Consider the following 24,760-nt stretch of genomic DNA (forward strand, 5'->3'; position numbering starts at 1 on the left):
GACCATCCTTCACAGAGCTCGGCTGCGGTGTCACGGCATCCGGGTCGGGTAGCACCCGGCACGCTCGCATCACCTGTTGACAGGCCGCGACAGCGGCCGTTAAGTTAATCTCAATTCTGGCTAAGTTAATCACGATTCTCGTCGGTTGCAAAGAGCCTCACGGCTGCGCCACGACCGGAGAGAACGTCGGACCCGAAAGGGAGGCGCCATGCTGCGCACCCGATTCACCGAGACATTCGGTGTCGAGCACCCCATCGTGCAGGGCGGGATGATGTGGGTCGGCCGCGCCGAACTCGCCGCCGCGGTGTCACAGGCGGGCGGGCTCGGCATCATCACCGGCCTCACCCAGCCGACACCACAGGCACTGCGCGAGGAGATCGCGCGCACCAGGGACCTCACCGACAAGCCGTTCGGGGTCAATCTGACGATCCTGCCGTCGATCACACCGCCGCCGTACGCGGAGTACCGGCAGGCCATCATCGACAGCGGCGTGCGAATCGTGGAGATCGCGGGCGCCAACCCCGCCACCCACCTGCCCTACCTGAAGGACGCGGGCATCAAGGTGCTGCACAAGTGCACCAGCGTCAAACACGCGCTCAAGGCTCAGCAGGTGGGTGTCGACGGGGTGAGCATCGACGGTTTCGAATGCGCCGGTCACCCCGGTGAGAACGACACACCCGGACTGGTGCTCATCCCCGCCGCGGCGCGCGAACTCGAGATCCCGATGATCGCCTCCGGCGGAATCGCCGACGCGCGCGGTCTGGTGGCGGCCATGGCACTGGGTGCCGACGGGGTGAACATGGGCACCCGGTTCCTGTGCACCGCCGAATCGCCGATCGCGCACGCGGTGAAGGAGAAGATCGTGGCCAACACCGAACTCGACACCAAGCTGATCTTCCGCACCCTGCGCAACACCGCCCGGGTGGCCGACAATGCCGTCGCCCGTCAGGTCGTCGAAATCGAGCGCGGCGGTGGTGGTTTCGACGATGTGCGCGAACTGGTGGCCGGGGCACGCGGCCGCAAGGTCTACGAGGACGGCGACCTGGACGCGGGCATCTGGAGTGTCGGCCAATGCCAGGGGTTGATCCACGACATTCCCACCTGCGCCGATCTCGTCGCACGGATCGTGCGCGAAGCCGAAGAACTGATCGCGGGCAAGCTGGCCGGCTCGATCGTCGAGGCGGTGGCGCGATGAGCGAAAGTCTGCTGGTTCGGGAAGAACACGGGGTACTGCGGATCGCGATCGACCGCCAGGCGCGGATGAACGCCATCGACCTCGACACCATGACCGCCCTGTGTGACCTGGTCACCGCGGCGGCGACCCGGCCGACGGTGCGGGTGATCGTGCTGACCGGGGCGGGCAAAGCGTTCTGCACCGGTGCGGACCTGGCTGCCGCCGCCGCAGCCGGGGGCAACGAGGCGGCACCGGAAGTGGTGATGGACCGCGCCAACGATCTGGTCCGCGCCATCGTCGATTCGCCGTTGCCGGTGATCGCGCAGATCAACGGGCCCGCCGCCGGAGTCGGCACCTCGATCGCGCTCGCCGCCGACCTCGTCTACGCCGCCGACCACACGTACCTGCTGCTGCCGTTCACCTCCATCGGCCTGATGCCCGACGGTGGCGCGACGGCCATGGTGGCTGCCGCCATGGGCCGCGCCCGGGCCGCGGAGTTCGCGCTGCTCGGAGCCAGGTTGCCCGCGACCGAGGCCGCCACAGCGGGCCTCATCACCCGGTGCCTGCCCGCCGCCGACCTCGACGACGAGGTGAACTCCGTCGCCGCCAAACTCGCCGCGGGCCCGCGCCGGGCCCTGCAATTGACCAAGGCCGCCCTCAACGCGGCGACCCTGGCCGAACTCGACGCCGCGCTGGAACGGGAGAAGACCGGTCAGTGCGAGCTGCTCGTTTCCGCCGATTTCCGCGAGGGCATGACGGCCGTGCTCACCCGCCGAGCCCCGAACTTCGCCGGTGCCCCACACCCGACCACCGAACCGGCCTGATCATCCGCGCCCCCGAGGAGACGACGATGTCCACAGCCACCGAACCGCTGCGCTCGCGACGCAATCACTGGATGAACCAGACCGCGATCCACGCCACCACCAGCCCTGATGCCCCCGCCTTGCGCTATCTCGGCAAGACCACCAGCTGGGGAGAACTCCACGACCGCGTCCAGCGGCTCGCCGACGCGCTGGCCCGGCGCGGCGTCACCGACGGCGACCGCGTGATGATCCTGATGCTCAACAATGCCGAGTACATCGAGTCGGTCTTCGCGATCAACACCCTCGGCGCCATCGCGGTGCCGGTGAACTTCCGGCTCACCCCGCCCGAAATCGCCTATCAGGTCACCGACAGCGGTGCCACGGCGATCATCACCGACACGGTGCTGGCGCCACTGGTCACGGCCGTGTCGGCGCAGACCGGCACACTGGCCACCCGGATCGTGGTCGGCGGGCCGACCGGCGACGGGTTCCTCGGCTACGACGATCTGCTCGCCGAGCCCGGCACACCGCACGAACCGCGCGATGTGCCCGAGGACTGCGCCGCCCTGATCATGTACACCTCGGGCACCACCGGAAACCCCAAGGGCGCGGTGCTGACCCACCTGAACATGAACTCCCAGGCCCTCACCTGCATCCGGGCCATGCAGTACCGCGCCGACGACATCGCGTTCTGCGCCTCGCCACTGTTCCACATCGCCGGATTGGGCAGTGTCGCCGCCTGTTTCGTACTCGGGGCGCTCACCGTGATCCATCCGCTCAAGGCCTTCGATGTCACCGAGGTGCTCGACGCCTGGGAACGCGAACGCGCCACCTCGGTATTCCTCGTCCCGGCCCAGTGGCAGCTCATCTGCGCCGACCCGACTGTGGCGCAGCGGGATCTGCGGTTGCGAGTGATCAGCTGGGGCGCCGCGCCCGCCTCCGACACCGTGTTGCGCGCGATGGCCGAGACCTTTCCCAACGCCCGCAACGTGGCCGTGTTCGGGCAGACGGAGATGTCACCGATCACCTGTGTGCTCGACGGCGAGGATGCCATCCGCAAGCTCGGCTCGGTCGGCAAGCCGATTCCCACCATCGCCGCCCGCATCGTCGATGACGAGAACAACGATGTGGCGCCCGGCGAGGTCGGCGAAATCGTCTACCGCGGACCCACTCTGATGCGCGAGTACTGGAACAACCCGCGCGCCACCGCCGACGCGTTCGCCTACGGCTGGTTCCACTCCGGTGACCTGGTGCGCCGCGACGAGGAGGGCTTCGTCTACGTGGTGGACCGCAAGAAGGACATGATCATCTCCGGCGGCGAGAACATCTACTGCGCCGAGGTGGAGAACGTCCTGTTCGCCCACCCCCGCATCCGCGAGGCCGCGGTGATCGGCCGGGCCGACGAGCGGTGGGGCGAGGTGCCCGTCGCGATCGTCGCCGTCGAAGACGACGAGCAGATCAGCCTGGCCGAGCTCGCACCCCACCTCGACGCGCAGCTGGCCCGCTACAAGCACCCGAAGGCGCTCGTGGTGGTCGATGCCCTGCCGCGCAATGCCGGCGGCAAGGTGGTCAAGCACGAACTGCGCAAGCTGCACGGATCGACGCAACCGGCGGTCAGCGGCTGAGGAATTCCTCGATCGCGGGCCAGGTGGTCTCGGCGGCGGCCGCACCGGCCACCATGCCCAGGTGGCCGCCGCCCACCTCGACGAACTGCACTTCGGTGGCGTTGGGCAGCACTTCGAGGCCGCGGCGCACCGAGGCGGCGGGCACCACCACATCGCCGCGGCTGCCCGCCAGCAGCACCCGGCAGGTGACCTTGGACAATTCGATCACCAGGTCCGAACGCAACCGGATGAAACCGTCGGCGAGTTCGTTGCGCAGCACCAGGCTCCGATAGATCTGCCAGTAGGAGCGACCCGGGTAGCCGGGCATCGTGGCCATGAACCGGTCGGTGGCCTCCATCCGGGCCAGCGCCTCGGTGTCGAATGCGTTGCGGGCCAGGAACAGCGGCCTGGCGAGTTCGCGATCGAAGGCTTGCAGCCGGAAACCGAGCCGCACGAATTCCTGCGGGATACCACCCATGATCTTGGTCGCCAGGGCCATCTCCCGGCCGCCGGTGACTCGCGCGGCCAGCCGTAGCGGCACCAGCATGGCGGTGCGAGCCTGGTCGATCGGCGAGGCCAGACCGGTGATCGAGGCGATCGGCAGGTCGGCGTGCGCGGCCGCGGTCAGCATCGCCAGCACCCCGCCCAGCGACCAGCCGATGATGTCGACCGGGCCGTCGTGGTCCTGGGCCACCCGCCGGACGGCCTCGGGCAGGATGTCGTGGGTCCAGTCCTCCAGGCCCAGTTCGCGGTCGGCGTACCCGAATTCGCCGTAGTCGATGACATAGGGCTGTCTGCCCTGGTCGAGCAGATAGCGCACCAGGCTCTGGCCCGGCCGTAGATCGAAGCACGCGGGTGTGACCGCCAGCGGCGGCACCAGCAGCACCGGGTTGCCCGTGGCCGGTGTCGTGCGGTCGTAGCGCTTCAGGTGGCGGTGCTCGCCGTCGTACACCGTCGTCGACGGGGCGGGCCGATAGGACTCGATCCCACCACCGAACGACACCGACCAGACGTTGCGTACCGCACGTGGCACCTCGGCGACAATCCCCACCGGTAAACCCCTCATCTCACCACAGTTGCCAGGGAGCAGCTCTTACGTTGCCGTATCTTACCAGTGAGTAAGTTGGCCGTGCCACCGGCTGTCAGGCGGCGTGCCGAACCCCGCCGACCTGCCCGCGCTGATCCTGCCCGGCCGCCGAGGCCCGCAGCGGCCGCGCGAACAGCACCCGCAGCGCCGTGCGACCGAGCTCGGCGAGACCGCGCCTGCCTGCGGGCAGGGTCAACACACTGCGCAACGTGCGGGTCTGCGCGGGCGTCACCGCGAGACCGGCGAAGCGGTCGGCCAACCAGTTCAGGCTCAGCGGGGTCGACAACGGCAGCAGGCTCAGGTGCTCACTCGCCCGATCCCGCAGGTAGGTGACGTGCGCGCCCTGTGCACGGTAGCGCTCGACGAGCGCATCGATGTCGGCCACGGCGATGATCTGGTCGTGCACGGCCTGCTCCACCAGCAGCGGCACCGCGGGTGCGCGGCCACCGAGCGCGAGGTCGGCGAAGACCGCCAGCATCGCCTCGAGCGCGAGCACCTCCGACATCGGGGTGCTGGAGTGCCGGTCGATGTTGTAGCGGGCCAGGCGCAGCACCGCGGCGGCGGTGGTGGACTCGGCGGCCTTGTCGAGCACCGCCCGGCCCGCGTCGCTGAAGTGGGTGTCGATCAGCGCCTCGAAGTCCGGGTACACCCGGCGCAGCGCGGCCACCACGAGCGTCGGCAGGCCCGCGTGCAGGCCGCCGTTGAGCCGGTGGAAGGTCGACACCAGGTCGCCCACCGGGGATCCGAGCACCGCGCCGGCGATGTCGAGTTCAGGTGCGTAAGTCGGCGCCATCTCCGCGGCCCACGCCGTGGCCAGGCCGCCGCCCGAATACCCCCACAGGCCGACCTGCGCCGCCGGATCGATCCCGCCCGGTCCGAACGACAGGGCCGCGCGGACACCGTCGAGCGCCCGGTACCCGGGTTCGCGCGGCGCGCCCCAGGCACCGAGCATGCCCTCGTGATCGGGGATCGAGATCGCCCAACCACGACGCAGTGCGTCGGCGAAGCACAGCAGTTCCACATGGGCGAAGGTGCCGAGCGCGCGGGAGCCGCGCCGCAGCGAGTACGACGGGAAGGCGCGCGCGGAGATCGCGTCGATCGCGCACTGGAACGACAGCAGCGGCGCACCGGCGCCGACACCGTCCGCCGGTGCGACCACAGTGGTGACCGATGCCTCGGGTACCCCGTTGAGATCGGTCGTGCGATACAGCAGCTGCCAGGCTCGCACCCGCAGCGGGATCAGCCCGAACGCGGCCAGTTCGACCGGCCGCCACCGCAACAGCGTGCCCTCGGCCGACCGCTCGAAGCCGGCCCGTGGCACGTAGAACGGGTCGGCGTCGGGCAGGAGGACTCGGTCAGGAGCAGGCCAGTTCTCGACGCTCACGCGACCGCCCGGCGGGGCGGCTCGCTGCGGTAGCGCGCCGCGGGCCCGTCGATGCCCAGCGCCCGCCACACCAGTTTGGCGACCGGGTTCATCAGGCCGATGTCGGTGGCCAGCGCGCGGACGTCGGTGAACACATCGCGCTTGATGCGCCGGGATTCGGGGCTGCCCCAGTACGCCTCGCGCATCACCTCGGCCGGGATCTGGAACTTGTCGACGAACTGTTTCGGCGGCGTCGCGATCATCGACAGCATCACCCGCATGACGACCGGATAGGCCACCGACAGCACGGACCTGGTGGCCGGATGCATCGCCGGCACGTTCCGCTTCAGGTACTCGTGGGCGAAGGAGATGTGGCGAGCTTCCTCGGCCACATGGATCTGCATCACCCGCTCGACCATCGGCTGCATGTCGACGCCACCGCGCAGCAGCGACTTCTGCAGGTGGTCGATGGGCTCCTCGCCGCCGAGCACCATCGTGAAGAACAGTTCGGGAAAGTACTTCACCGCCGGCCAGATGGCCAGGGTGAGCTTGCGGTCGATGGTGCCCATGCCGACCACATCGCGGTAACCGATGCGGTTGATCATCTCCTGGAACATCATCGTGTGGTTGCACTCTTCGGCCGCCTCGTGGGTGGCGTAGCGGAACTCGGGGTCCCCGTTGGGCACCGAGATCAGGTACTGCATCAGCCCACGGATCAGCAGTTGCTCGAAGTCGATACCCACCTTGGCGATACCGGCCTGGCGCCACATCCCCATCGCGATCTGCCGTTCGACCGGCTGCGCTTTGTACCAGGGATGGCGGCCCAGCGGGTCTTCGGCGGGCATGATCCAGCGTGGGTCGTCGCTGTGCACGGCGAATTCGGGCGAATCCCAGTCGATGTCGACGTAGGGATCGAAGTGTTTGGTCACCGAGCCTTCGGAAAGGCTCTGCAGGACGTCGTGATAGGTGGACAGCGTCATCGGTGTCTCCTCGGTACGGTTCACCCTCCAGTTTAATGGGACCAGGGGTACCAGACAAGGGTTGACGCTACTTCATGTCACACTAATCATCCGGCGTGGACTCCACCAGATCGGCGATCGGGGTCAGCGGGTTGAGCATGACTCCGGCCTTGCGCAAGCTGCTGTCGACAATGGCCCAGATGGCTTCCCGCAGATAGGCCGACAACTCGCCGGCATCCATCGGCTGCATCGACCGGCTCAACCAACGATTCACACTGCCGTCGACGAACCCGACCAACCCGAAAGCCATCGGTTCGGCGATCTCCGTCGACGCCGACTGCGCCCGCAACGCGTTCTCGAACACCTCACGCACGGTTCCCGCGATGGCGATCTTCGTGCCGGACACGATCGGCGAACTGGCGCCCTTCTTCCCCTCCGAACCGGCGCCGAGAAAATAGTGCAACCGGGGATTGGCCGCGATCCAGCCGACATAGGCATCCACCGAGCGCGCGATCGCCTCGGCCACGGTGCCCTGCGGATTCAGCGTCGGCGCGAGCACCGCCATCAGATCGTCGACGATGCGCGCGCGCAACTGTTCATCGAGATCCTGCCGATCCTTGAACAGCCGGTACAGCACCGAACGCGGCACCTGGGCCAGATCGGCGATCTCCTGCACACCCACCGAGGAACCCCGGGCCTGCACGGCCTCGAGCGCGGCCGCGAGAATACGTTCGCGACGGTCGGCGCGGTGCCGATCCCACCGGCTGGCACGGCCGTCGGTGTGCTGCGCGGTCACGGTCCTCCTGTGTTGGTTGGAGCGCTGGTGCGCTCGAGGCGGGGCCCTTCGGGCCCCTGATCTTCCCTCCCTACGGGTACTCCTTCGTCGCACCCTTCGGTCAGTCCAGATCAGGGCGGGCCCCGCAAAAGACTAGACACATCGGGGTTTGTGGGGACAGACACACCGGGGGTCGTGGTGTTGGCGGGGGTGAGTGGACCGGCTCCCGGTGGGGTTTGCTCCGGGAGCCGGGGCAACTCAGCTGGTGACTGTTGCGTCGCGGGGTAGGCCAAGCATGCGTTCGCCGATGACGTTGAGCTGGACCTCGGTGGTGCCGCCGTAGATGGTGGTGGCGCGGCCCGCGATCAGCTGTTCCATCGCGTGGTCGCTGCGCTCACCGGGGACCGACACCACGCCGGCGATGCCGAGTTCGGCGACGACGAATTCCGAGATCGCCTGGCCCAGTGCCATACCCAGCAACTTGCCGACGCTCGACGTGGTGGACACGTCGATGCCGGACAACTGCTTGAGCACCACCCGCGAGCCGATCACATCCACCGCGCGGCTCTCGGCCATCAGTTCGCCGACGTGATAGCGCGCCACCGGGGACAGCTCGCGCCCGCTGGTGAACCTGAGCAGGTCGGTGTCGGTGGCGTAGGCCTCCATCTTCTGGCTCAGCGCCACCCGCTCACCCGCGAGGGTCGTGCGGGCCACATGCCAGCCGTCGTCCACCGCGCCGACCACGTTCTCGTCGGGGATGAACACGTCGTCGAGGAACACCTCGTTGAACAGGGCCGATCCGGTCATCTCGCGCAGCGGGCGCACGGTGATGCCGGGCGAGGACATGTCGAGCACGAAGTAGGTGATGCCTTCGTGCTTGGGCTTGTCGGGGCTGGTGCGCGCGATCAACATGGCCCAGTCGGCGAACTGGGCGACGGTGGTCCAGATCTTCTGCCCGGTGACTCGCCAACCACCTTCGACCTTGGTGGCCTTGGTGGTCAGGCCGGCCAGGTCCGAACCGGCACCCGGCTCACTGAACAGCTGGCACCACACCAGTTCTCCGCGCAGCGTCGGCACCACCAGTTCCTGCTTCTGGCGTTCGTCGCCGTGCGGCACGATCGCGCCAACGGCCCACGTGCCCATCAGCAGCTGCGGCATCTGGATGCCGGAGGCCTTGATCTCCTGCGAGATCACCACCTGCTCGAGCGGCGAGGCCGAACGGCCGTAGGGGCGGGGCAGGTGCGGCAGGTTCCAGCCACCGTCACCCAGGGCCACGAGCTGGTCGTCCTCGTCATCGATCCCGGCGATCTCGGCGAGTTCGGCCCGGATACCCGCGCGGATCTGCTCGGCCTCCTCGGGCAGTTCCAGCTCGCTGGACAGGGTCAGACCCGACAGCGCGTACCCGGCCACCGCTTCGGCACGTTCGGCACGCGCACCGAGCAGGGCGCGCAGGGCCAGCGCCCGACGGTAGTACAGGTGCGCGTCGTGCTCCCAGGTGAACCCGATGCCGCCGTGCACCTGGATGCAGTCCTGGGTCACCTGCACGGCGGCGTCCGGAATGATCAGCGCGGCCACCGCGGCCGCGTAGTCGGCGGTGTCGTCGTCGCGGTCGAGGGCGAACGCGGCATCCCACAGGACCGCGCGCGCCTTCTCCAACGCGATGCCCATCTGGGCGCACTTGTGCTTCACGCCCTGGAACTGCCCGATCGGGCGCCCGAACTGCACGCGCGTCTTGGCGTATTCGGCCGCGGTGGACACACACCACGACATCACCCCGACCGCCTCGGCGCCCAGTACCACCGTGGCCACCGAACGCACTCGCGCCGAGCTCACTCCGAGCAGCCGCTCGGCCGGCACGCGCACCGAATCCGCTTGCAGGCGAGCCGAACCGCGCAGCACGTCGATGCTGTCCTGGGCGGTCACGGTCAGGTCGACGGCTTCGAAGGCGACCCAGCGCTGCGCGCCGTCGACGGTGACCGGCGCGATGATCACATCGGCCGAACCCGCCCCGACTACCCCGTCGGCGTGCCCGTCCACGACCAGGGCACCGTCGCGCAGCACCCCGGTCAGGCCGGAAACAGTTGCGACCGCGCCGGTGCGCGATCCGTCGGCCAGCCCGGTCAGCTGGGACTGTGCCCAGGCGCCGCCGGCTTGCGCCAGCACGGCACCGGCCAGCGCGGTCGGCACGAACGGGCCGGTGTGCAGGCCCCGCCCGAGCGGTTCCAGCGCCACGGCCAGCGTCAGCAGGCCCGCGCCCTGGCCGCCCTGGTCTTCGGCGATGTGCAGGCTGAGCAGATCTTGGGCGACCAGTGCGTCCCAGTAGGGCAGCTGCTTGCCCGCCGCGTCGGACTCGACCGCGGCCCGCACGGCCTCGGCGGTGACGGTGCGCTCCACGAATCCGGCGACCGCGTCGGCCAACGCCAGGTGATCGGGACTGACGCCGACACCGAGCTCATAGGTGTTGCGTGCCATGTCAGTTGGTCTCTTTCAGCCGGGCCGCGACCTCGTCGATGGTCCACGGGCCGTCGGTCTCGACCGTGCGCACGTCGTGCCAGCCGGCCAGTTCCACGATCGCACCGCCCTGCACCGCGAACACCTTGCCGGTGAGCGGGCAGTCGGCCTCGGCCAGATGCGCCACCAGTGGGGAGATGTTGGCCGGGGAGAACGGGTCGAATTCGCCTTCGGGCACCTCGGCGGCGAACAGCGCGCCCATGCCGGGGGTGGCCAGGGTGAGCCGGGTGCGCGCGATCGGGGCGATCGCGTTGACCCGCACGCCGTAGCGTTCGAGCTCGTCGGCGGCGACCAGGGTGAGCGCGGCGATGCCGGCCTTGGCGGCGCCGTAGTTGCCCTGACCGGCATTGGGCATGAATGTGCCCGATGCCGAAGCGGTGTTGATCACCGCGGCCGCGACCGGCTTGCCCGCCTTGGTCTGGGCCTTCCAGTACGCGGCGGCGTGGTGCAGGGTCGCGGCGTGGCCCTTGAGGTGTACCGCGATGACCGCGTCCCACTGCGACTCGTCCATGCCGGCGATGAACGCGTCGCGCAGGATGCCCGCGTTGTTCACCACGATGTCGAGGTTGCCGTACTCGCCGACCGCCTGGCCGATGAGGGCCTCGGCGCCCGCCCAGGTGGCGATGTTGTCGGTGTTGGCGACCGCGGTCCCGCCTGCGGCGACGATCTCGTCGACCACCTGCTGGGCCGGGCCCGTGTCGGTACCGGTGCCGTCGTTGGCGCCGCCGAGGTCGTTGACCACGACTTTGGCGCCTTCGCGGGCGAACAACAGTGCGTGTTCGCGGCCGATGCCGCGTCCCGCGCCGGTGATGACCGCGACGCGACCGTCAAGCTTTCCCATGAGTTCGATGCTCCTCGTTGATGTTTCGCGAATGTCAGGAGTCGGCGAGCTCGACGCGACCGTCGGTGATCGCGATCTGGCCGTCGGCTTCGGTCTCGAAGGCGTAGGCCGTCGTGCCCGCCGCGGTGGCGTCGGTGCGCCACAGCGTGGTGGTGATGTCGCGGCCCGGCAGTACCGGCTTGGCGAAGCGCACCGCCAGGCGGCGCAGCCGTGCGGTGTCGCCGTCGGCGAGCTCGGTGAGTGCGGCCCAGGAGGTGAACGCCATGGTGCACAGACCGTGGTTGATGATGCCGGGCAGCCCGGCCATGCGGGCGATCTCGTCGTCGAGGTGAATCGGCATCGGGTCGCCCGAGGCCGGCGAATAGCGGAAGGTCTGATCCTGGTCGACATGGGCGGTGACCCGTGCGACCGGGTCGGTGGCCCGATCGGCGTCGGTGATCCGGTGCCCGGGCGCCTGTTCGCCTTCGCCCGGTCCGGCGTCGACCTTGCGGAAGAACGCCGTCATCCACTGCTCGTTGACGAGTTCGCCCGCGCCGTCACGGGTTTCGGCGTAAATGACCACCGTCGAGCCGTTCGGCTTGCCCGCGTAGCCGATCGGCTTGGCCCGCACCACCAGTTCGTCGCCGGCCACGATCGGGCGGTGGAACCGGAAGTCCTGCTCACCGTGTACCAGTTTCATCAGCAATTCCACCGGTGCCACCGACAGCGCCGCGGGCGCCATCGAGGTGAACACCGGGACCACCGCGAACACCGGTGGCGCGATCCGGCCGTCACGGTGCGCGGCGATCGGATCGTTGGTCGCCGCGGCGTATTCCGCGATGCGCTCGGCGGTGACCGCGAACCGTTCCTCGTCGGTCCACTCCCCCAGGCCGGAGCCGTCGAAGACGACTCCGGCCGAGGTGGGAGCCTGTTCGGTGGTCACGCCGCCGATCCGACGAGCTCGGTGAACTTGTCCATCGACGCCTTCAGGTCGGCTTCACAGTGCTTGGCGACGGCCTTGCCGATCGGGCCGACGATCATCGTGCCCTTGAAGGTGGCGTCGAACTTCGCCGCCGACCCGGTGGCGGTCGACTGGACCTCGAGCGCGAACTCCACGGTGACACCGGCCATTCCGGTGCCGGTGATGCGCAGGAACTTGTTCGGGTCCACCTCGGCCACGGTCCACTCGATCTTGTTGGCCATGTTCATCACCGACACGACCTCGGTGAAACGCGAACCGGCGGCCAGCTCGGCCGGGAGCTCACTGCGCCAGCCCTGGTGGATGGTCAGCCAGTCCTCCCAGTTCGCCAGATCGCTCAGCCGCGCCCACGCGACCTCGGGGGTGACGGGCAGTTCGGTGGAAACGGACACAGATGCCATGGGGTACTCCTGGTGAATTCGTTGGGGGAAAGATCAGCGGGCGGCGGGACGGTAGGCGGTCACCACGACCGCGCCACCGAGACCGATGTTGTGCTGCAGGGCGATTCGCGCGTCCGCGACCTGCCGGGCGTCGGCGTCGCCGCGCAGTTGCCAGGTGAGTTCGCTGCACTGGGCCAGGCCGGTGGCACCGAGCGGGTGCCCCTTGGAGATCAGACCGCCCGAGGGGTTCACGACCCACTTGCCGCCGTAGGTGGTGGCATTGTCGTCGACGAGCCGACCGCCCTCGCCCGGCGCGCACAATCCCAGCGCCTCGTAGGTGAGCAGTTCGTTGGTGGAGAAGCAGTCGTGCAGTTCGATGACATCGATCTCGTCGGGACCGATTCCGGCCTGCTCGTAGACCTTGCGCGCCGCGGTGCGCGACATGTCGGCGCCGACCAGGTTGATCGCGCTCTCGGTCGAGAAGGTGGACTGCAGGTCGGTGACCATCGCCTGGCCGACGATCTCCACGGCCCGATCGGCGAGGTCGTGCCGGTCGACGAACGCCTCGTTGGCCAGGATCACCGCGCCGGAACCGTCGGAGGTGGGCGAGCACTGCAGTTTGGTGAGCGGGCCGTAGATCTGCTTGGCCTCGAGGACTTCTTCCAGACTGTATTCCTTCTGGAACTGCGCGTACGGGTTGTTCACCGAGTGGCGGTGGTTCTTCACGCCGATCTTGGCGAACTGCTCGGCGGTGGTGCCGTAGCGCTGCATGTGTTCGGTGCCCGCCGCGCCGAACATGTACGGCGCGGGCGGCATCGCGAATTCCTGCAGTTCGGCCAGGGCCAGCAGGTGCCGCATCATCGGCTGCTCGCGGTCGTCGAAGGTCGAACCGAGCGAGCCCTTCTGCATCTTCTCGAACCCCAGGGCCAGCGTGCACTCGGCCAGCCCACCCCGGATCGCCTGGGCCGCGAGGTAGAGCGCGGTCGAGCCGGTGGAACAGTTGTTGTTGACATTGACGACCGGGATGCCGGTCAGGCCCAGTTCATAGACCGCGCGCTGTCCCGAGGTGGACTCACCGTAGACGTAGCCGACATAGGCCTGTTCGACCTGGTCGTAGTCGATGCCGGCATCAGCGAGCGCCTTGGTGCCCGCCTCGCGGGCCATGTCCGGGTAATCCCACTCCAACGCGCCCGGCTTCTCGAACTTCGTCATCCCGACGCCGACGACGAACACTTTCTGTGTCATGTATCGCACTCCCGTGTGCCGAGTGCCCCGAATATGTGAGACACCGTGTCCAAGCAATGTAGGTTGGACACAGCGTCCAGGTCAATAGTTCGCGTCAGCTCTTTCGGCGGGATCCGCGGCGCGTCTGCGGCGCGGCCATGATGGCGGCCCACCAGGACTGCAACGGGCTGGGCTCCGGCCACATCACCGGCGAGTTCTCCTCGTCGGGCCCGGGCGGGGTTTCGGAAGAATCGGTGTCGAGATCGCTGGACATGCGGACTTCCTCGGATCGGTCGTCGGAGCCGGAACAGCGCCGAGAGGTCGCCGCCGGTAAGTACATCGACGACGTGGAAGTGAGCAGGAGCCGTGGCTCCGAGGTCGGTTGCGGCAGCGATGCGTCGTCCACCGATGGCCCACCCGCGACCATCACCAACCTTACACCGCAAGCCCTGCCGCACAGGCCCGTTGAGCTGGGCCGCAGCCGGACACGCCGCGACACTCGGGGACTGTCGTTGCCCCGCTGCGCAAATCGGCGCGAAACCCCGCCGTGTCGGTGCCGTCGTGTCGAATTGTTCTCGGCAACAACACGTTCCGACACCGGCGCAATGCACTGCTAGGGTGTGTGCGGATTCGCCGAAAGCGCAGGACAGCGAGATCGGGCAGGACCGGTTTCGCCATGTTGCGTGCCGGATCGTGGTGCGGTTGGGCCACTTCGGGCTGAGAACATCGGCGGCAGATCTCGCCGGAGGGACCGGCGAGGTACCGGCCATCAGGACTCTTCGGTCGGTGCAGACGACAAAGGAACCGATGACCTCGACACTCGCGGCGTTCTTGTTCGCAATCGCAACTCTGGTGCTGCTGGGCGCGGTGGCGGTCGCGCTGACGGCCCTGCGCAACGAACGCCAGGTCCGTGCCCGGCTGGCCGCGACCGAACGCGAGCTCTACGCCCACGAGGAGGCGATGACGCGGCTCATCGAGTCCACCATGCCGCGGATCACCGAGGCCGTGCGCCACGACGCCGAACCGGTCGTCAGCGCCGAAGTGCCCGCGCTGCTGCAGGACTCACCGTTCGCCGACAAACTCGCCCGGATCGCGGCGACCTACGCCGAGGATCTGACGCACGCGCGCCACGAGGTCCGCGCCGCCGCCGAACAGGCCGGCGCCGAGCACACCGCCGCCGCGGTCGAGGCCACCGCGACGGCCACCCGCGCCGAGGTGGCCGCCGACGCCCGCGCCGCGACCAGCAACGCCGTACGCGCCTTCGGCACCACGGTCGTCAGCCTCGGTGCCGACGTCGGCCAGGTGGTCAGCAACGCGCTGCGGGAGAACCGCAACGACGAGGTCTACGCGACGCTGATCCGCATCGATCACACCGTGCAGCAGATGATCCGGCAGGCCCAGTCCTATGTGATCGTCTCCGGTGGGTTGCCCGGCAGGCGCTGGCCGCAACAGACCGTCGGCGACGTGGTGGGCGGTGCGGTGGGCCGCGTCCGCGACTACCTGCGGGTGCGAACCGGCCACTGCGACCAGGTGGTGATCAGCCGGGCGGTCGAACCACTCGTGCACACCGTGGCGACCCTGCTCGACAACGCGCTGCGCTATTCGCCCCCCGCCTCGTTCGTCGACGTCGCGTTCCAGCAGGGCCATCACGGCGTCACCCTGATCATCGACGATGCGGGCGTGCGAATGAGCCAGGAACAGATGGAAGAGGCGCGCCAGGTGCTCTCGGGCGAACGTGTGATCGACATCAACGCCCTCGGCGCCTCCCCGAAGGTCGGCTTCCCCGGTGTGGCGGCTCTGTCGCGCCGCTACGGTTTCGCCGCCTACGTCGACAGCCCCAACATCTACGGCGGCACCAGGGCGATGGTCTTCATCCCGGCCGACCTGCTGGTCACCGATTCCGACGCCCGCCGCGACACCGAGCCCCGCCACGCCGCGACACCGGAGGTGAGCCCCACGCCACCCGAACCCGAGATCGTCGCCGCCGTGGTCGGCGACGATGCCGCCACGACCACCGGCGGACTGCCCAAGCGCAGGCGCAGGCCGGTCGCGCCGAGCGCCGAGCACACCGACACCACCGATGCGCCGGGCAGGCCGGAACTCGTCACCGCCTGGCACAGCGGATCCCGGCACGGTCGCGCCGCGGCCGAGCGTTCGACGGAAGGGCAGGACAACTGATGAGCACTTCGATCGCCGACGGCACCAACCACCTCGCCTGGCTGCTCGAAGACCTGGCGCTGGAAGGTGTCCGCTTCGCGGTGTTGTTATCCGAAGACGGCCTACGCGTGGCACATTCGGGCGACATCAGCAAAGACGACGCCGAACGCTTCGCCGCCGCCGCGTCGGGACTGCGGTCGCTGGGCAAGGCCCTCGGTGAGTTCTGCGGCGGGCACGCGACGCCGGTGCGCCAGAACATGACCGAATACGAGCAGGGAATGATCATGATCACCGCCGCGGGCGCGGGCAGCCTGCTCGGTGTCGCGACGACCAGCACGGTCGACCTCGCGCTCGTCGCCCACCGGATGAACGAACTGGCGGCCCGGGTCGGGCGCGAACTCGGCGCGGCACCGAGGCGCGGCGGACCCCACCGAGAGGAGACCACGCTGTGACGCTCGAAACCTCGTTCGATCTCCCGCAGGGGCCGGTGTCACCGGACTCACGCAGCGGCCAGGAGCGGATACCGCTGTACTCCGAGGAGTTCGCGGCCGACCCGCAGAGCGCCTACCGCGACATGCGGCGGCGATACGGCTCCTTGGTGCCGGTGGATCTGGTGCCCGGAGTGCCGGCCACCCTGGTGATCGGTTACCGCACCGCGGTGCAGATCCTCAACGACCCCGATCACTTTCCCGCCGACGCGCGCATGTGGGAACGCACCATGCCCGAGGACTGCCCGGTCCTGCCGATGATGCGCTATCGCCCCAACGCGTTGCGCACCGCGGGCACCGAGCACGTCCGCTATCGCCAGGCCACCGTGGCCAGCCTGGCCGGCGTCGACCTGTACCGGCTGCACCACACGGTGGAGCAGATCGCGATTCCGGTGATCAACACCTTCTGTGCCGACGGCAGCGCGGAACTGTTGAGCCAGTACGCCTATCCCGTCATCTTCGCCACGATCAACGCGATGCTGGGCGTGCCCGACGACATCGGCGCGCGGGCGGCGGCCGGGATGGCGGCGATCTTCGAGGGCGGTGAGACCGCGGCCCAGGGTGGCCAGATGCTCGAAGACGCCCTCTACGAACAGGTTCGGCTCAAGCGCGCCGAGCCCGGCGACGATGTCACCACCCGCCTGGTGCAGCATTCGACCCAGCTCAACGACGAGGAGCTGATGAACCAGCTGCTCACCATGTACGGAGCGGGTATCGAGCCGATGCTGAACCTGATCCTGAACACGGTGCGGCTGATGCTCACCGACCAGCGTTTCGCGGGCAGCCTGCTCGGTGGCAGTCTGTCCACTCGCGACGCCCTCGACGAGGTGCTCTACACCGACCCGCCGATGGCCAACTTCTGCACCACCTATCCCCGGCAGCCGATCCTCGTCGAGGATGTGTGGTTGCCCGCCCACCAGCCGGTGGTGATCAGCATGGCCGCCTGCAACAACGACCCGTCCATCGGCACCGGCGACTTCCTCGACAACCGCGCCCACCTGGCCTGGAGCACCGGCCCCCATGGCTGCCCGGCCAAGTCTCCGGCCTATCTGATCGCCCAGGAAGCCATCGACCAGCTCCTCGACGCCCTGCCGGAACTCGAACTGGCCGTGCCCGCCGATGAGCTCGTCTGGCGCCCCGGCCCCTTCCACCGGGCCCTGGCCGGGCTGCCGGTGTCCTTCCCCAGGACGCCACCCCTGACCACCCACACCTTCCAACCCTGACGGTTCGGCGGCGCCGCATCGAGGTGAAAAAATCTGCACCGATCGGTGTAGACATTCTCGAAATCGGGTTATATAGTCGCTGTCGTACCAAGAGAAGAATCCAGTGGCCGGGCAGGTGAGCTGCCCGGAGCAGGAGGTTCGACCGCCCCTTCCGGCGGAGACGAGAATCCGGTGCAGTCGGCCGGACCGCCGGAAGGGGCGATGAACAATCAGGTGAAAGACATCGTGGGTAGTACGACATCCAGGAGGTGGTGGTCACTGATCAGTCATTTAACGGTCCCGCATCCCGGAACGTCTCGGGAGCGGTTCAATGCATCGGCCCCTCAGGCCGGTGAACAGAGTTGAAGTCAACCCCTCATCCATAAATTCCAGGCCCCGGCGCCCACGCGCCGGGGCCTGCCGGCGTTGAACCGAGAGGTGCTGTGCAGCAAACGAACTCCTCCGACGGCACCACTGCCGCCGACAAACTCGATGACGACGACTACCCCGCCTACAGCATGGGCCGGGCGGCGGAGATCCTCGGCGTCACCCAGGCGTTCCTGCGCGGCCTCGACGCCGCCGAACTCCTGACCCCGCAGCGCTCCCCCGGCGGGCACCGCCGCTACTCCCGGTACCAATTGCGTCTGGCCGCCCGCGTCCGCGAACTGGTCGACGCGGGCAACACGCTCGAGTCGTCGTGCCGCATCGTCATCCTCGAAGACCAGCTCGCCGAAGCCGAACGCATCAACCGCGGCCTGCAGCACGCCCTCGACAATCACTCCCCCGACAGATCCACGGCCCGTTAGCCGGCGCCCGGCTGACAACGGCGCCGACTACCGGTCCCGGTCACCCCGTTCGCGGTCGAAATCGCCGCGCGCACAGTAACGTGCGCGGCATGGTTGTCGGGCGGGGCGTACACCGGTTGTGTGATCGATTCGTCGAGGAGTACGCGGCGGCCGATCCGGTGATGGCAAGCCTGTTCGGCATCGTCGGCCACGAGGACCGCCTGACCGACTACTCCCCCGACGGGCATGCGTGTCGGCTCGACACCGCCCGCGGTTTCTTGGCCGCCATGCGGGCCACCACACCGCGCGACGACAGCGAGCGCGTCGCGAAAGCCGTGTTCTGCGAGCGGGTGGGGCTCGAGGTCGAGCTACACGAGGCCGGGCTCCGCTCCTCGGCGCTGAACGTGATCTCGAGTCCCGTGCAGGACATTCGGATGGTGTTCGACCTGATGGCCACCGAGACAGCCGCGGACTGGGCGGTGATCGGCACCCGCCTGTCCCGGGTAGCGCACACCCTGGCCGGTCTGCGTTCGGCGCTGCTGGCTTCGGCCGAGCACGGCCGGACCCCGGCACTGCGCCAGATCACTCGAGTCGCCGAGCAGGCCGACGACTGGGCGGGCGGACCGGGCGGGACCGGTTTCTTCAGCACTTTCGTCGTCGCCGCGGAGTCCGTAGCAGACGCGCCCCGGGCAGAGCTGCGGAAGTTCGCGCGCGCAGCCGACCGGGCATACGGCGACCTCGCCACGTTCCTGCGCACCGAGCTCGCGCCCCGCGCACCGGTCGCCGACGCCGTCGGTGAGCAGACCTACCGGCTCTGGTCGCGCTACTTCACCGGCGCCGACATCGACCCGCGCGAAGCCTGCGCCTGGGGGTGGTCGGAGTTCTCGGCAATTCGGGCGGAGTTGCTCGCCGTCGCCGACCGCATCGCGCCGGGCGCATCACTGGCCGACACCGCGGCGGCCCTCGACGCCGATCCGAGATATCAGGTGCACGGGCTCGACGCCTTCCAGGCGTGGCTACAGCACACCTCGGACCGAGCGCTGGAATCGTTGCGTGGCGAGCACTTCGAGATCCCCGAGGAGATCGCGGCACTGGAGTGCGCGATCGCGCCGCCCGGCGGCACTGTCGGCGCGTACTACCTCGGACCGAGCGAAGACCTCCGGCGGCCCGGTCGCATGTTCTGGTCGGTGGAACACGGCAAGGAGCATTTCGCCACCTGGCGTGAGCGCAGCACGGTTTACCACGAAGGCGTACCGGGTCACCATCTGCAAATCGCGACCGTAGTGCGGGCGGGCGATTCGCTCAACAAGTACCAGCGGATGATGTCGTTCGTCGACGGGCACGGTGAAGGCTGGGCGCTCTACGCCGAGCGCCTGATGCAGGAACTCGGCAACCTCGACGACGACGGCGACCTGTTCGGCATGCTGTCACAGCAGTTGTTTCGCGCGGCGCGGGTGATCGTGGACATCGGGATGCATCTGGAACTGCCGATTCCCGCCGGCACCGGTTTCCACGAAGGCCGGCGCTGGACACCAGAACTCGGCCTGGAGTTCCTGCTGACCCAGACCATGCTCGATCCGGCCGAGGCGCGCGACGAGATCGACCGTTACCTGGGCTGGCCAGGGCAGGCGCCCGCGTACAAACTCGGGGAACGGCGGTGGTTGCAAGCCCGCGAGCAAGCACGTCGCCGGGCGGGCGCGGCGTTCGACCTGAAGGACTTCCACACCCGCGCGCTACGCATGGGCGGTATGGGCCTGGACACCTTGTCTAGGCAACTCGCCGCCGGAGCGGACTGACACCTCAGAACAGGCTGGTCTGGGCAGGCTCGGGGACGGCGATGATATCGGGGTCGAGGTGGATGCGGCGCCCGATCAGACGTGAGTCGTTGACCAGCAGCAGTTCACTCGCTCCGGCGGGGTCGCGGCAGGCGATGGTGTGGCCGTGCGCGGCGACGGCGTCGAGCAGGTGTTCGCCGGGTTCGCCGCTGAACTCGACCGCCTTCGGGAAGCGACCGCGGGTGCGGATGGTGTCGTAGAACTCCCGGCCACCCGACCAGGTGACGTCGGTGCGCGTGAGCTCCGCGGGCAGGGCGCTCGCGGCATGGTCGGCCGCGGCGGCGACGGCGGCTTCCAGCGCCGACCACGGGCGCAGCGGTTTGGTGAGGATGCGCGTCTTGGTGACACCGGCGACGGTCTGGCCGATGCCCGCGTGCTCGGTCACCGCCCGCTCGAGCTCACGCACGTGCAGCCCGTCGGGGGAATCGATGATGAAACGGGCCACCAGCGCCCCCTGCTCGAACAGGCGGCGGTTACGCCGCACCGCCGAGGCGGTGCCGACCTTGGTCATCCCGTCGCCGAAGTAGGCGATGTAGAGGTGGTGCGGTTGGGCGATGTAGTCACGGACCTGCGCGGGCAGGGCGGCCAGCGGCCCGCGATGGTTGTGCACCACCGACCAGCCCTCGGTGAGCCGGCAGCTCTCACATTGGCGACCGGACTCGACCCGTGCGCCCTTCGGGCAGGCCAGCCGCCCCCACCGCACCCCGTCGAAGCCGCGGTATCCGAGACAGAACCGGCCTTCGGTGACCCGGAAGGCCAACCGGGTGCCGACGCCGGGTAGTAGTTCGGTGTTGCCGTCCTCACCCAACAGCTCGTAGAACCATCGCCCCTGCTCGTCCCAGTGCGTGCCGCAGTACAGGGCGGTGGAGATCATCCACCGAATTTACAGCGCGCCGAGCAGGTCCTCGAGCTGGATGGGCAGATCACGCACCCGCACCCCGGTGGCATGGTAGATCGCGTTGCCGACCGCGGCCGGTGATCCGACGATGCCGATCTCCCCGATGCCCTTGCTGCCCATCGGATTCACGTGCGGATCGGGTTCGTCGATCCAGCTCACGTCGATCTCGCCGATATCGGCGTTGACCGGAATGTGGTATCCGGCGAGGTCGTGGTTGACCACCTGCCCGCAGCGCGGATCGAACACGCTCTCCTCGAGCAACGCCATCGACAGCCCCATGGTGATCCCGCCGATGAACTGCGAACGCGCCGTGCGCGGGTTGATGATGCGGCCCGCGGCGAAAACGCTCACCACTCGCGGCACCCGGATCTCGGCGGTGTCGGCATCCACCCGCACCTCGACGAAGTGCGCGCCGAATGCGTGTGTCGAGAAGTTGGACCGCTCAGGGTCTTTCGGTGCTTCGACGGTGAGCTCGGCACCATCGGTCGGCACGGTCCCGTAGCGATCCCGGAAGGCGTTCGCCGCGGCGACCACGGCCGACCCCCACGACGCCATCCCGGTCGAGCCGCCCGCCACGGTGCCCGTGGGCAGCGTGGAATCGCCGATACGGAGGTCGATGTGGTCCTGGTCGACGCCGAGGGCGTCGGCGGCGATCTGGCCGAGGGTGGTCCAGGTGCCGGTACCGATGTCCATGGCGTCGATGGCCACTTCGTAACGGTCACCGGTCCGGCGCACGCGCGCGCTGTTGCCGGCAGCGACCTGCGCGGGATACGTGGCCGCCGCGACCCCGGAACCGATGAGCCAGCGACCTTCCCGGCGCGAGCGCGGCGCCGGATCGCGGTCGGCCCACCCGAATCGCCGCGCTCCGACGCGCAGGCATTCGGCCAGGCCACGGCTCGAGAACGGGCGCCCGGATTCCGGATCCACCTCGGGTTCGTTGTGCAGGCGCAGCGCGATCGGGTCCATACCGAGGGCGACGGCGAGTTCGTCGATCGCGGTCTCCCCCGCGAACATGCCGGGGCAGTGGCCGGGAGCGCGCATCCACGACGAGACCGGCACATCGAGTGCGGCGAGCCGGTGCGAGGTGGCCCGGTTGGTGGCGGCGTACATCACGCGCGAGGACACCGCGGTCTGCTCGGCGTACTCCCGGACCGTGGAGACCTGCTCGACCACATCGTGGGCGATCGCGGTGAGCGTGCCGTCGGGGTGTGAGCCCAGCCGCACCCGCTGCACGGTCGGGGTCCGGTAACCGGCGAGGGAGAACAGTTGCTGCCTGGTCAGCGGCAGCTTCACCGGCCGGTCGCCGACGAGTTTCGCCGCCATCGCCGCCAGCACGATGTTGGCGTGCGGTTCGCCCTTGGACCCGAATCCGCCGCCGACATAGGGCGCGATGACGCGCACCCGCTCCGGTGCCAGCCCGAACAGCGGGGCGAGCACCGACCGCACCACGTGCGGTCCCTGGGTGGAATCGAACAGCACCAGCGCGTCGTCGGTCCAGTGGGCGACGGTGGCGTGCGGTTCCATCGGGTTGTTGTGCACCATCGCGGTCGTGTAGGTGTGGTCGACGGTGACCGGGGCGATGTCGAGGGCGCGGTCCACGTCACCCACCGAGGTGTCGGACGGGAAGCCACCGTCGAGGCCGTCCGGGGTGTAGAGGTCGTCGCGGTCCACGCTCAGCGTCACATCGCCGGGTCGCTCGTCGTAGCGCACCCGGACCAGGGCAGCGGCCTCCCTGGCCACCTCTGGGCTGGTCGCGATGACCGCGCCGATGAGCTGACCGCGAAAGAAGATCTCCGCGTTCTGCAGGATGAACAGCTCTTCGTTGTCGTCGGTGGCCAACCGGGGTGCGTTGTGATGGGTGAGCACCGCCACCACACCGTCGACCGATTCGGCTGCCCCGCTGTCGATTTCCCGTATCCGCCCCCGCACGATCGTCGACTGCACGGGGAAGGCGTGCAGGGGGTCGGGCTGCGGATGCTCCATCGCGTAGGGCGCGCGGCCACGGAGTTTGGCCGGGCCGTCCACGCGGGTGGGTGAGCCACCGATCGCCTGGATACGCAGCGAGGAACTCATCACGCCTCCTTACCGGTCGGCTCGCGCTCGGTGAGCTCACGCAGGGTGGCGACGAGAACGTTGCGGGCCAGCGCAATCTTGAACGCGTTGTGCCGTTGCGGCCGGGCGGCGGCGAGTTCGGCGGCCGCGGCGGCGGCGAAGTTCTCCTCGGTGGCGGCTCGCCCACGCAGGGCGGCTTCGGCGGCGTGGGCTCGCCACGGCTTGTGCGCGACCCCGCCGAAGGCGATCCGCGCGTCGCGCACCCGCCCGTCGACGATGTCGACCGCGGCCGCCACCGAGACCAGTGCGAACGCGAACGACGCCCGGTCGCGCACCTTGCGGTAGGCCGATTTCGTCGCCCACTCCAGGGCGGGCACGTCCACGGCGGTGATCAGGTCGCCGTGGCCCAGGACGGTGTCGCGTTCGGGTTCGTCACCGGGCAGCCGATGCAGATCCGCCGCGGGGATCTCGCGTACGCCGTCGGCGCCGAGTACCCGCACCACCGCGTCGAGCGCGACCAGCGCCACCGACATGTCCGAGGGGTGGGTGGCGATGCACTGCTCGGACGCGCCCAGGATGGCGTGGTCGCGGTCCGCACCACCGATCGCCGAGCAGCCGCTGCCCGGGTCACGTTTGTTGCAGGGTGTGCTCGGGTCCTGGAAATAGGGGCAGCGGGTGCGTTGGAGCAGGTTGCCCGCGGTGGTGGCCAGATTGCGCAGCTGCGGTGAGGCCCCGGCCAGCAGGGCCGCCGACAGCATCGGATAGCGCGCCCGGATCATCGGGTGGGCGGCCAGGTCGGCATTGCGCACCGCCGACCCGATGCGCACCCCACCGTCGGGGTTCTCGCGCACGTCGTCGAAGGGCAGTCGGCTCACGTCCACCAGCCGCCCGGGTGCGGTGATCCCGAGTTTCAAATGGTCGACGAGGTTGGTGCCCGCGCCGAGGAACACCGCCTCGGGGTCGGCCAGTACCGCGGCGACGGCCTGCCCCGCGTCGGTGGCGCGCTCATAGGCGAATTCCCTCATCGCCCCACCTCCCGGATCGCTGCCACGATGTTCGGATAGGCGCCACAGCGGCACAGGTTGCCGCTCATCCGTTCCTGGATCTCGGCGTCGCTCAACTCGATCTCGGCGGTCGGCCCGGTGGTCACATGGCTCGGTGCGCCCGCTTTCACCTCGTCGAGCATGCCGATCGCCGAGCAGATCTGCCCCGGCGTGCAGTACCCGCACTGGAAGCCGTCGTGGTCGAGGAACGCCTGCTGTATCGGGTGCAGTGCGTCGCCGTCGGCGAGCCCGTCGGCGGTGATGATCGTGGCCCCGTCGTGGGCGACGGCCAGCGCGAGGCAGATGGTGGCCCGGCGGCCGTCCAGCAGCACCGTGCACGACCCGCACTGCCCGTGATCGCACCCCTTCTTCGGGGTGGGGACGTCGAGCTGCTCACGCAGCACGTCCAGCAGGGTGGCGCGGGTGTCGACCTCCACCGCCCGCGTCTGCCCATCGATGGTCAACCTGATCTGCGCCTGCATCGAACGGCCTCTCACTCGAGCAACACCGAACTCCACCGACAAACGCGACCGACCGGCACGGCCGGTCACCAGACTCCGCGCGAACCGCTGTGCGCACCCCTGCCACGCTATCAATGTCACGGCCTCGATGCTTCGATGC

22 protein-coding genes are annotated in these 24,760 nt (G+C 68.9%); 8 read left to right on the forward strand and 14 right to left on the reverse strand.

The genetic code is table 11. The features are described from left to right. Nucleotides 1-208: 208 nt before the first annotated feature. From ACFO5K_RS01985 to fadD5, 3 genes are read left to right on the forward strand one after another with little or no spacing between them, the layout of a single operon-like run. A complete protein-coding gene (locus ACFO5K_RS01985) occupies nt 209-1,195 on the forward strand; it encodes an NAD(P)H-dependent flavin oxidoreductase (protein ID WP_378555376.1) in 987 nt (328 codons plus the stop codon). Beyond that, nucleotides 1,192-1,998 (forward strand): enoyl-CoA hydratase, encoded by an 807-nt coding sequence (locus tag ACFO5K_RS01990; RefSeq protein ID WP_378555377.1) that lies wholly within the window; start codon nt 1,192-1,194, stop codon nt 1,996-1,998. Before ACFO5K_RS01985 ends, ACFO5K_RS01990 begins: the two co-directional genes overlap by 4 nt. Nucleotides 1,999-2,024: 26 nt before the next feature. Next, nucleotides 2,025-3,602 (forward strand): fatty-acid--CoA ligase FadD5, encoded by a 1,578-nt coding sequence (fadD5, locus tag ACFO5K_RS01995; RefSeq protein WP_378555378.1) that lies wholly within the window; start codon nt 2,025-2,027, stop codon nt 3,600-3,602. On the opposite strand, the gene ACFO5K_RS02000 is transcribed toward fadD5, so the two are convergent. The 10 genes from ACFO5K_RS02000 to ACFO5K_RS02045 form a co-directional block, all read right to left on the reverse strand. Beyond that, entirely contained in the window at nt 3,592-4,632 is a 1,041-nt protein-coding gene (locus ACFO5K_RS02000; RefSeq protein WP_378555379.1) for an alpha/beta fold hydrolase, read from the reverse strand. The genes fadD5 and ACFO5K_RS02000 overlap by 11 nt on opposite strands. Nucleotides 4,633-4,723: 91 nt before the next feature. Continuing rightward, the gene (locus ACFO5K_RS02005; RefSeq protein ID WP_378555380.1) at nt 4,724-6,052 is read right to left on the reverse strand and encodes a lipase family protein; all 1,329 of its coding nucleotides are present in this window, start codon (nt 6,050-6,052) and stop codon (nt 4,724-4,726) included. Next, nucleotides 6,049-7,011: an AurF N-oxygenase family protein gene (locus ACFO5K_RS02010; protein WP_378555381.1), complete on the reverse strand. Its 963-nt coding sequence runs from the start codon at nt 7,009-7,011 to the stop codon at nt 6,049-6,051. The genes ACFO5K_RS02005 and ACFO5K_RS02010 overlap by 4 nt, the downstream gene beginning before the upstream one ends. A gap of 82 nt (nt 7,012-7,093) precedes the next feature. Further along, on the reverse strand, nt 7,094-7,786 hold the full coding sequence (locus ACFO5K_RS02015) for a TetR/AcrR family transcriptional regulator (RefSeq protein WP_378555382.1): 693 nt from the start codon (nt 7,784-7,786) through the stop codon (nt 7,094-7,096). A gap of 237 nt (nt 7,787-8,023) precedes the next feature. Beyond that, complete coding sequence (locus ACFO5K_RS02020) at nt 8,024-10,237, reverse strand: acyl-CoA dehydrogenase (RefSeq protein WP_378555383.1); 2,214 nt, start codon at nt 10,235-10,237, stop codon at nt 8,024-8,026. Between the two features lies 1 nt (nt 10,238). Continuing rightward, nucleotides 10,239-11,117 (reverse strand): SDR family oxidoreductase, encoded by an 879-nt coding sequence (locus ACFO5K_RS02025; protein WP_378555384.1) that lies wholly within the window; start codon nt 11,115-11,117, stop codon nt 10,239-10,241. Between the two features lie 34 nt (nt 11,118-11,151). Next, nucleotides 11,152-12,039, reverse strand: coding sequence for a MaoC/PaaZ C-terminal domain-containing protein (locus ACFO5K_RS02030; RefSeq protein WP_378555385.1), 888 nt, complete (start codon nt 12,037-12,039; stop codon nt 11,152-11,154). Beyond that, entirely contained in the window at nt 12,036-12,476 is a 441-nt protein-coding gene (locus tag ACFO5K_RS02035; protein ID WP_378555386.1) for a type II toxin-antitoxin system Rv0910 family toxin, read from the reverse strand. Before ACFO5K_RS02035 ends, ACFO5K_RS02030 begins: the two co-directional genes overlap by 4 nt. A 33-nt stretch (nt 12,477-12,509) precedes the next feature. Beyond that, complete coding sequence (locus ACFO5K_RS02040; RefSeq protein ID WP_378555387.1) at nt 12,510-13,700, reverse strand: lipid-transfer protein; 1,191 nt, start codon at nt 13,698-13,700, stop codon at nt 12,510-12,512. A 94-nt stretch (nt 13,701-13,794) separates the two neighbouring features. Then, a complete protein-coding gene (locus ACFO5K_RS02045) occupies nt 13,795-13,953 on the reverse strand; it encodes a hypothetical protein (protein ID WP_378555388.1) in 159 nt (52 codons plus the stop codon). Nucleotides 13,954-14,486: 533 nt separating this feature from the next. Between ACFO5K_RS02045 and ACFO5K_RS02050 the strand changes: the two genes are divergently transcribed. The 5 genes from ACFO5K_RS02050 (at nt 14,487) to ACFO5K_RS02070 (ending at nt 20,107) form a co-directional block, all read left to right on the forward strand. Continuing rightward, nucleotides 14,487-15,857: an ATP-binding protein gene (locus tag ACFO5K_RS02050; RefSeq protein WP_378555389.1), complete on the forward strand. Its 1,371-nt coding sequence runs from the start codon at nt 14,487-14,489 to the stop codon at nt 15,855-15,857. Beyond that, nucleotides 15,857-16,288, forward strand: coding sequence for a roadblock/LC7 domain-containing protein (locus ACFO5K_RS02055; RefSeq protein ID WP_378555390.1), 432 nt, complete (start codon nt 15,857-15,859; stop codon nt 16,286-16,288). Before ACFO5K_RS02050 ends, ACFO5K_RS02055 begins: the two co-directional genes overlap by 1 nt. Continuing rightward, a complete protein-coding gene (locus tag ACFO5K_RS02060; protein WP_378555391.1) occupies nt 16,285-17,547 on the forward strand; it encodes a cytochrome P450 in 1,263 nt (420 codons plus the stop codon). The genes ACFO5K_RS02055 and ACFO5K_RS02060 overlap by 4 nt, the downstream gene beginning before the upstream one ends. A 422-nt stretch (nt 17,548-17,969) precedes the next feature. Next, nucleotides 17,970-18,332, forward strand: a complete 363-nt coding sequence (locus tag ACFO5K_RS02065; RefSeq protein WP_378555392.1) for a MerR family transcriptional regulator — start codon at nt 17,970-17,972, stop codon at nt 18,330-18,332. Between the two features lie 89 nt (nt 18,333-18,421). Next, nucleotides 18,422-20,107 carry a DUF885 domain-containing protein gene (locus ACFO5K_RS02070; RefSeq protein ID WP_378555393.1) on the forward strand — a complete coding sequence of 562 codons (1,686 nt, stop codon included), beginning with the start codon at nt 18,422-18,424 and terminating at the stop codon, nt 20,105-20,107. A 4-nt stretch (nt 20,108-20,111) separates the two neighbouring features. Here ACFO5K_RS02070 and ACFO5K_RS02075 read toward each other — a convergent pair whose 3' ends face one another. From ACFO5K_RS02075 to ACFO5K_RS02090, 4 genes are read right to left on the reverse strand one after another with little or no spacing between them, the layout of a single operon-like run. After that, nucleotides 20,112-21,020 (reverse strand): hypothetical protein, encoded by a 909-nt coding sequence (locus ACFO5K_RS02075; protein ID WP_378555394.1) that lies wholly within the window; start codon nt 21,018-21,020, stop codon nt 20,112-20,114. A gap of 9 nt (nt 21,021-21,029) precedes the next feature. Further along, nucleotides 21,030-23,117 carry a xanthine dehydrogenase family protein molybdopterin-binding subunit gene (locus ACFO5K_RS02080; RefSeq protein ID WP_378555395.1) on the reverse strand — a complete coding sequence of 696 codons (2,088 nt, stop codon included), beginning with the start codon at nt 23,115-23,117 and terminating at the stop codon, nt 21,030-21,032. Further along, on the reverse strand, nt 23,117-24,121 hold the full coding sequence (locus ACFO5K_RS02085; protein ID WP_378555396.1) for an FAD binding domain-containing protein: 1,005 nt from the start codon (nt 24,119-24,121) through the stop codon (nt 23,117-23,119). Before ACFO5K_RS02085 ends, ACFO5K_RS02080 begins: the two co-directional genes overlap by 1 nt. Then, nucleotides 24,118-24,621: a 2Fe-2S iron-sulfur cluster-binding protein gene (locus ACFO5K_RS02090; RefSeq protein WP_378555397.1), complete on the reverse strand. Its 504-nt coding sequence runs from the start codon at nt 24,619-24,621 to the stop codon at nt 24,118-24,120. The genes ACFO5K_RS02085 and ACFO5K_RS02090 overlap by 4 nt, the downstream gene beginning before the upstream one ends. Between the last annotated feature and the right edge of the window lie 139 nt (nt 24,622-24,760).

Source organism: Nocardia halotolerans, from assembly GCF_042650145.1.
Taxonomy (GTDB): domain Bacteria; phylum Actinomycetota; class Actinomycetes; order Mycobacteriales; family Mycobacteriaceae; genus Nocardia; species Nocardia halotolerans.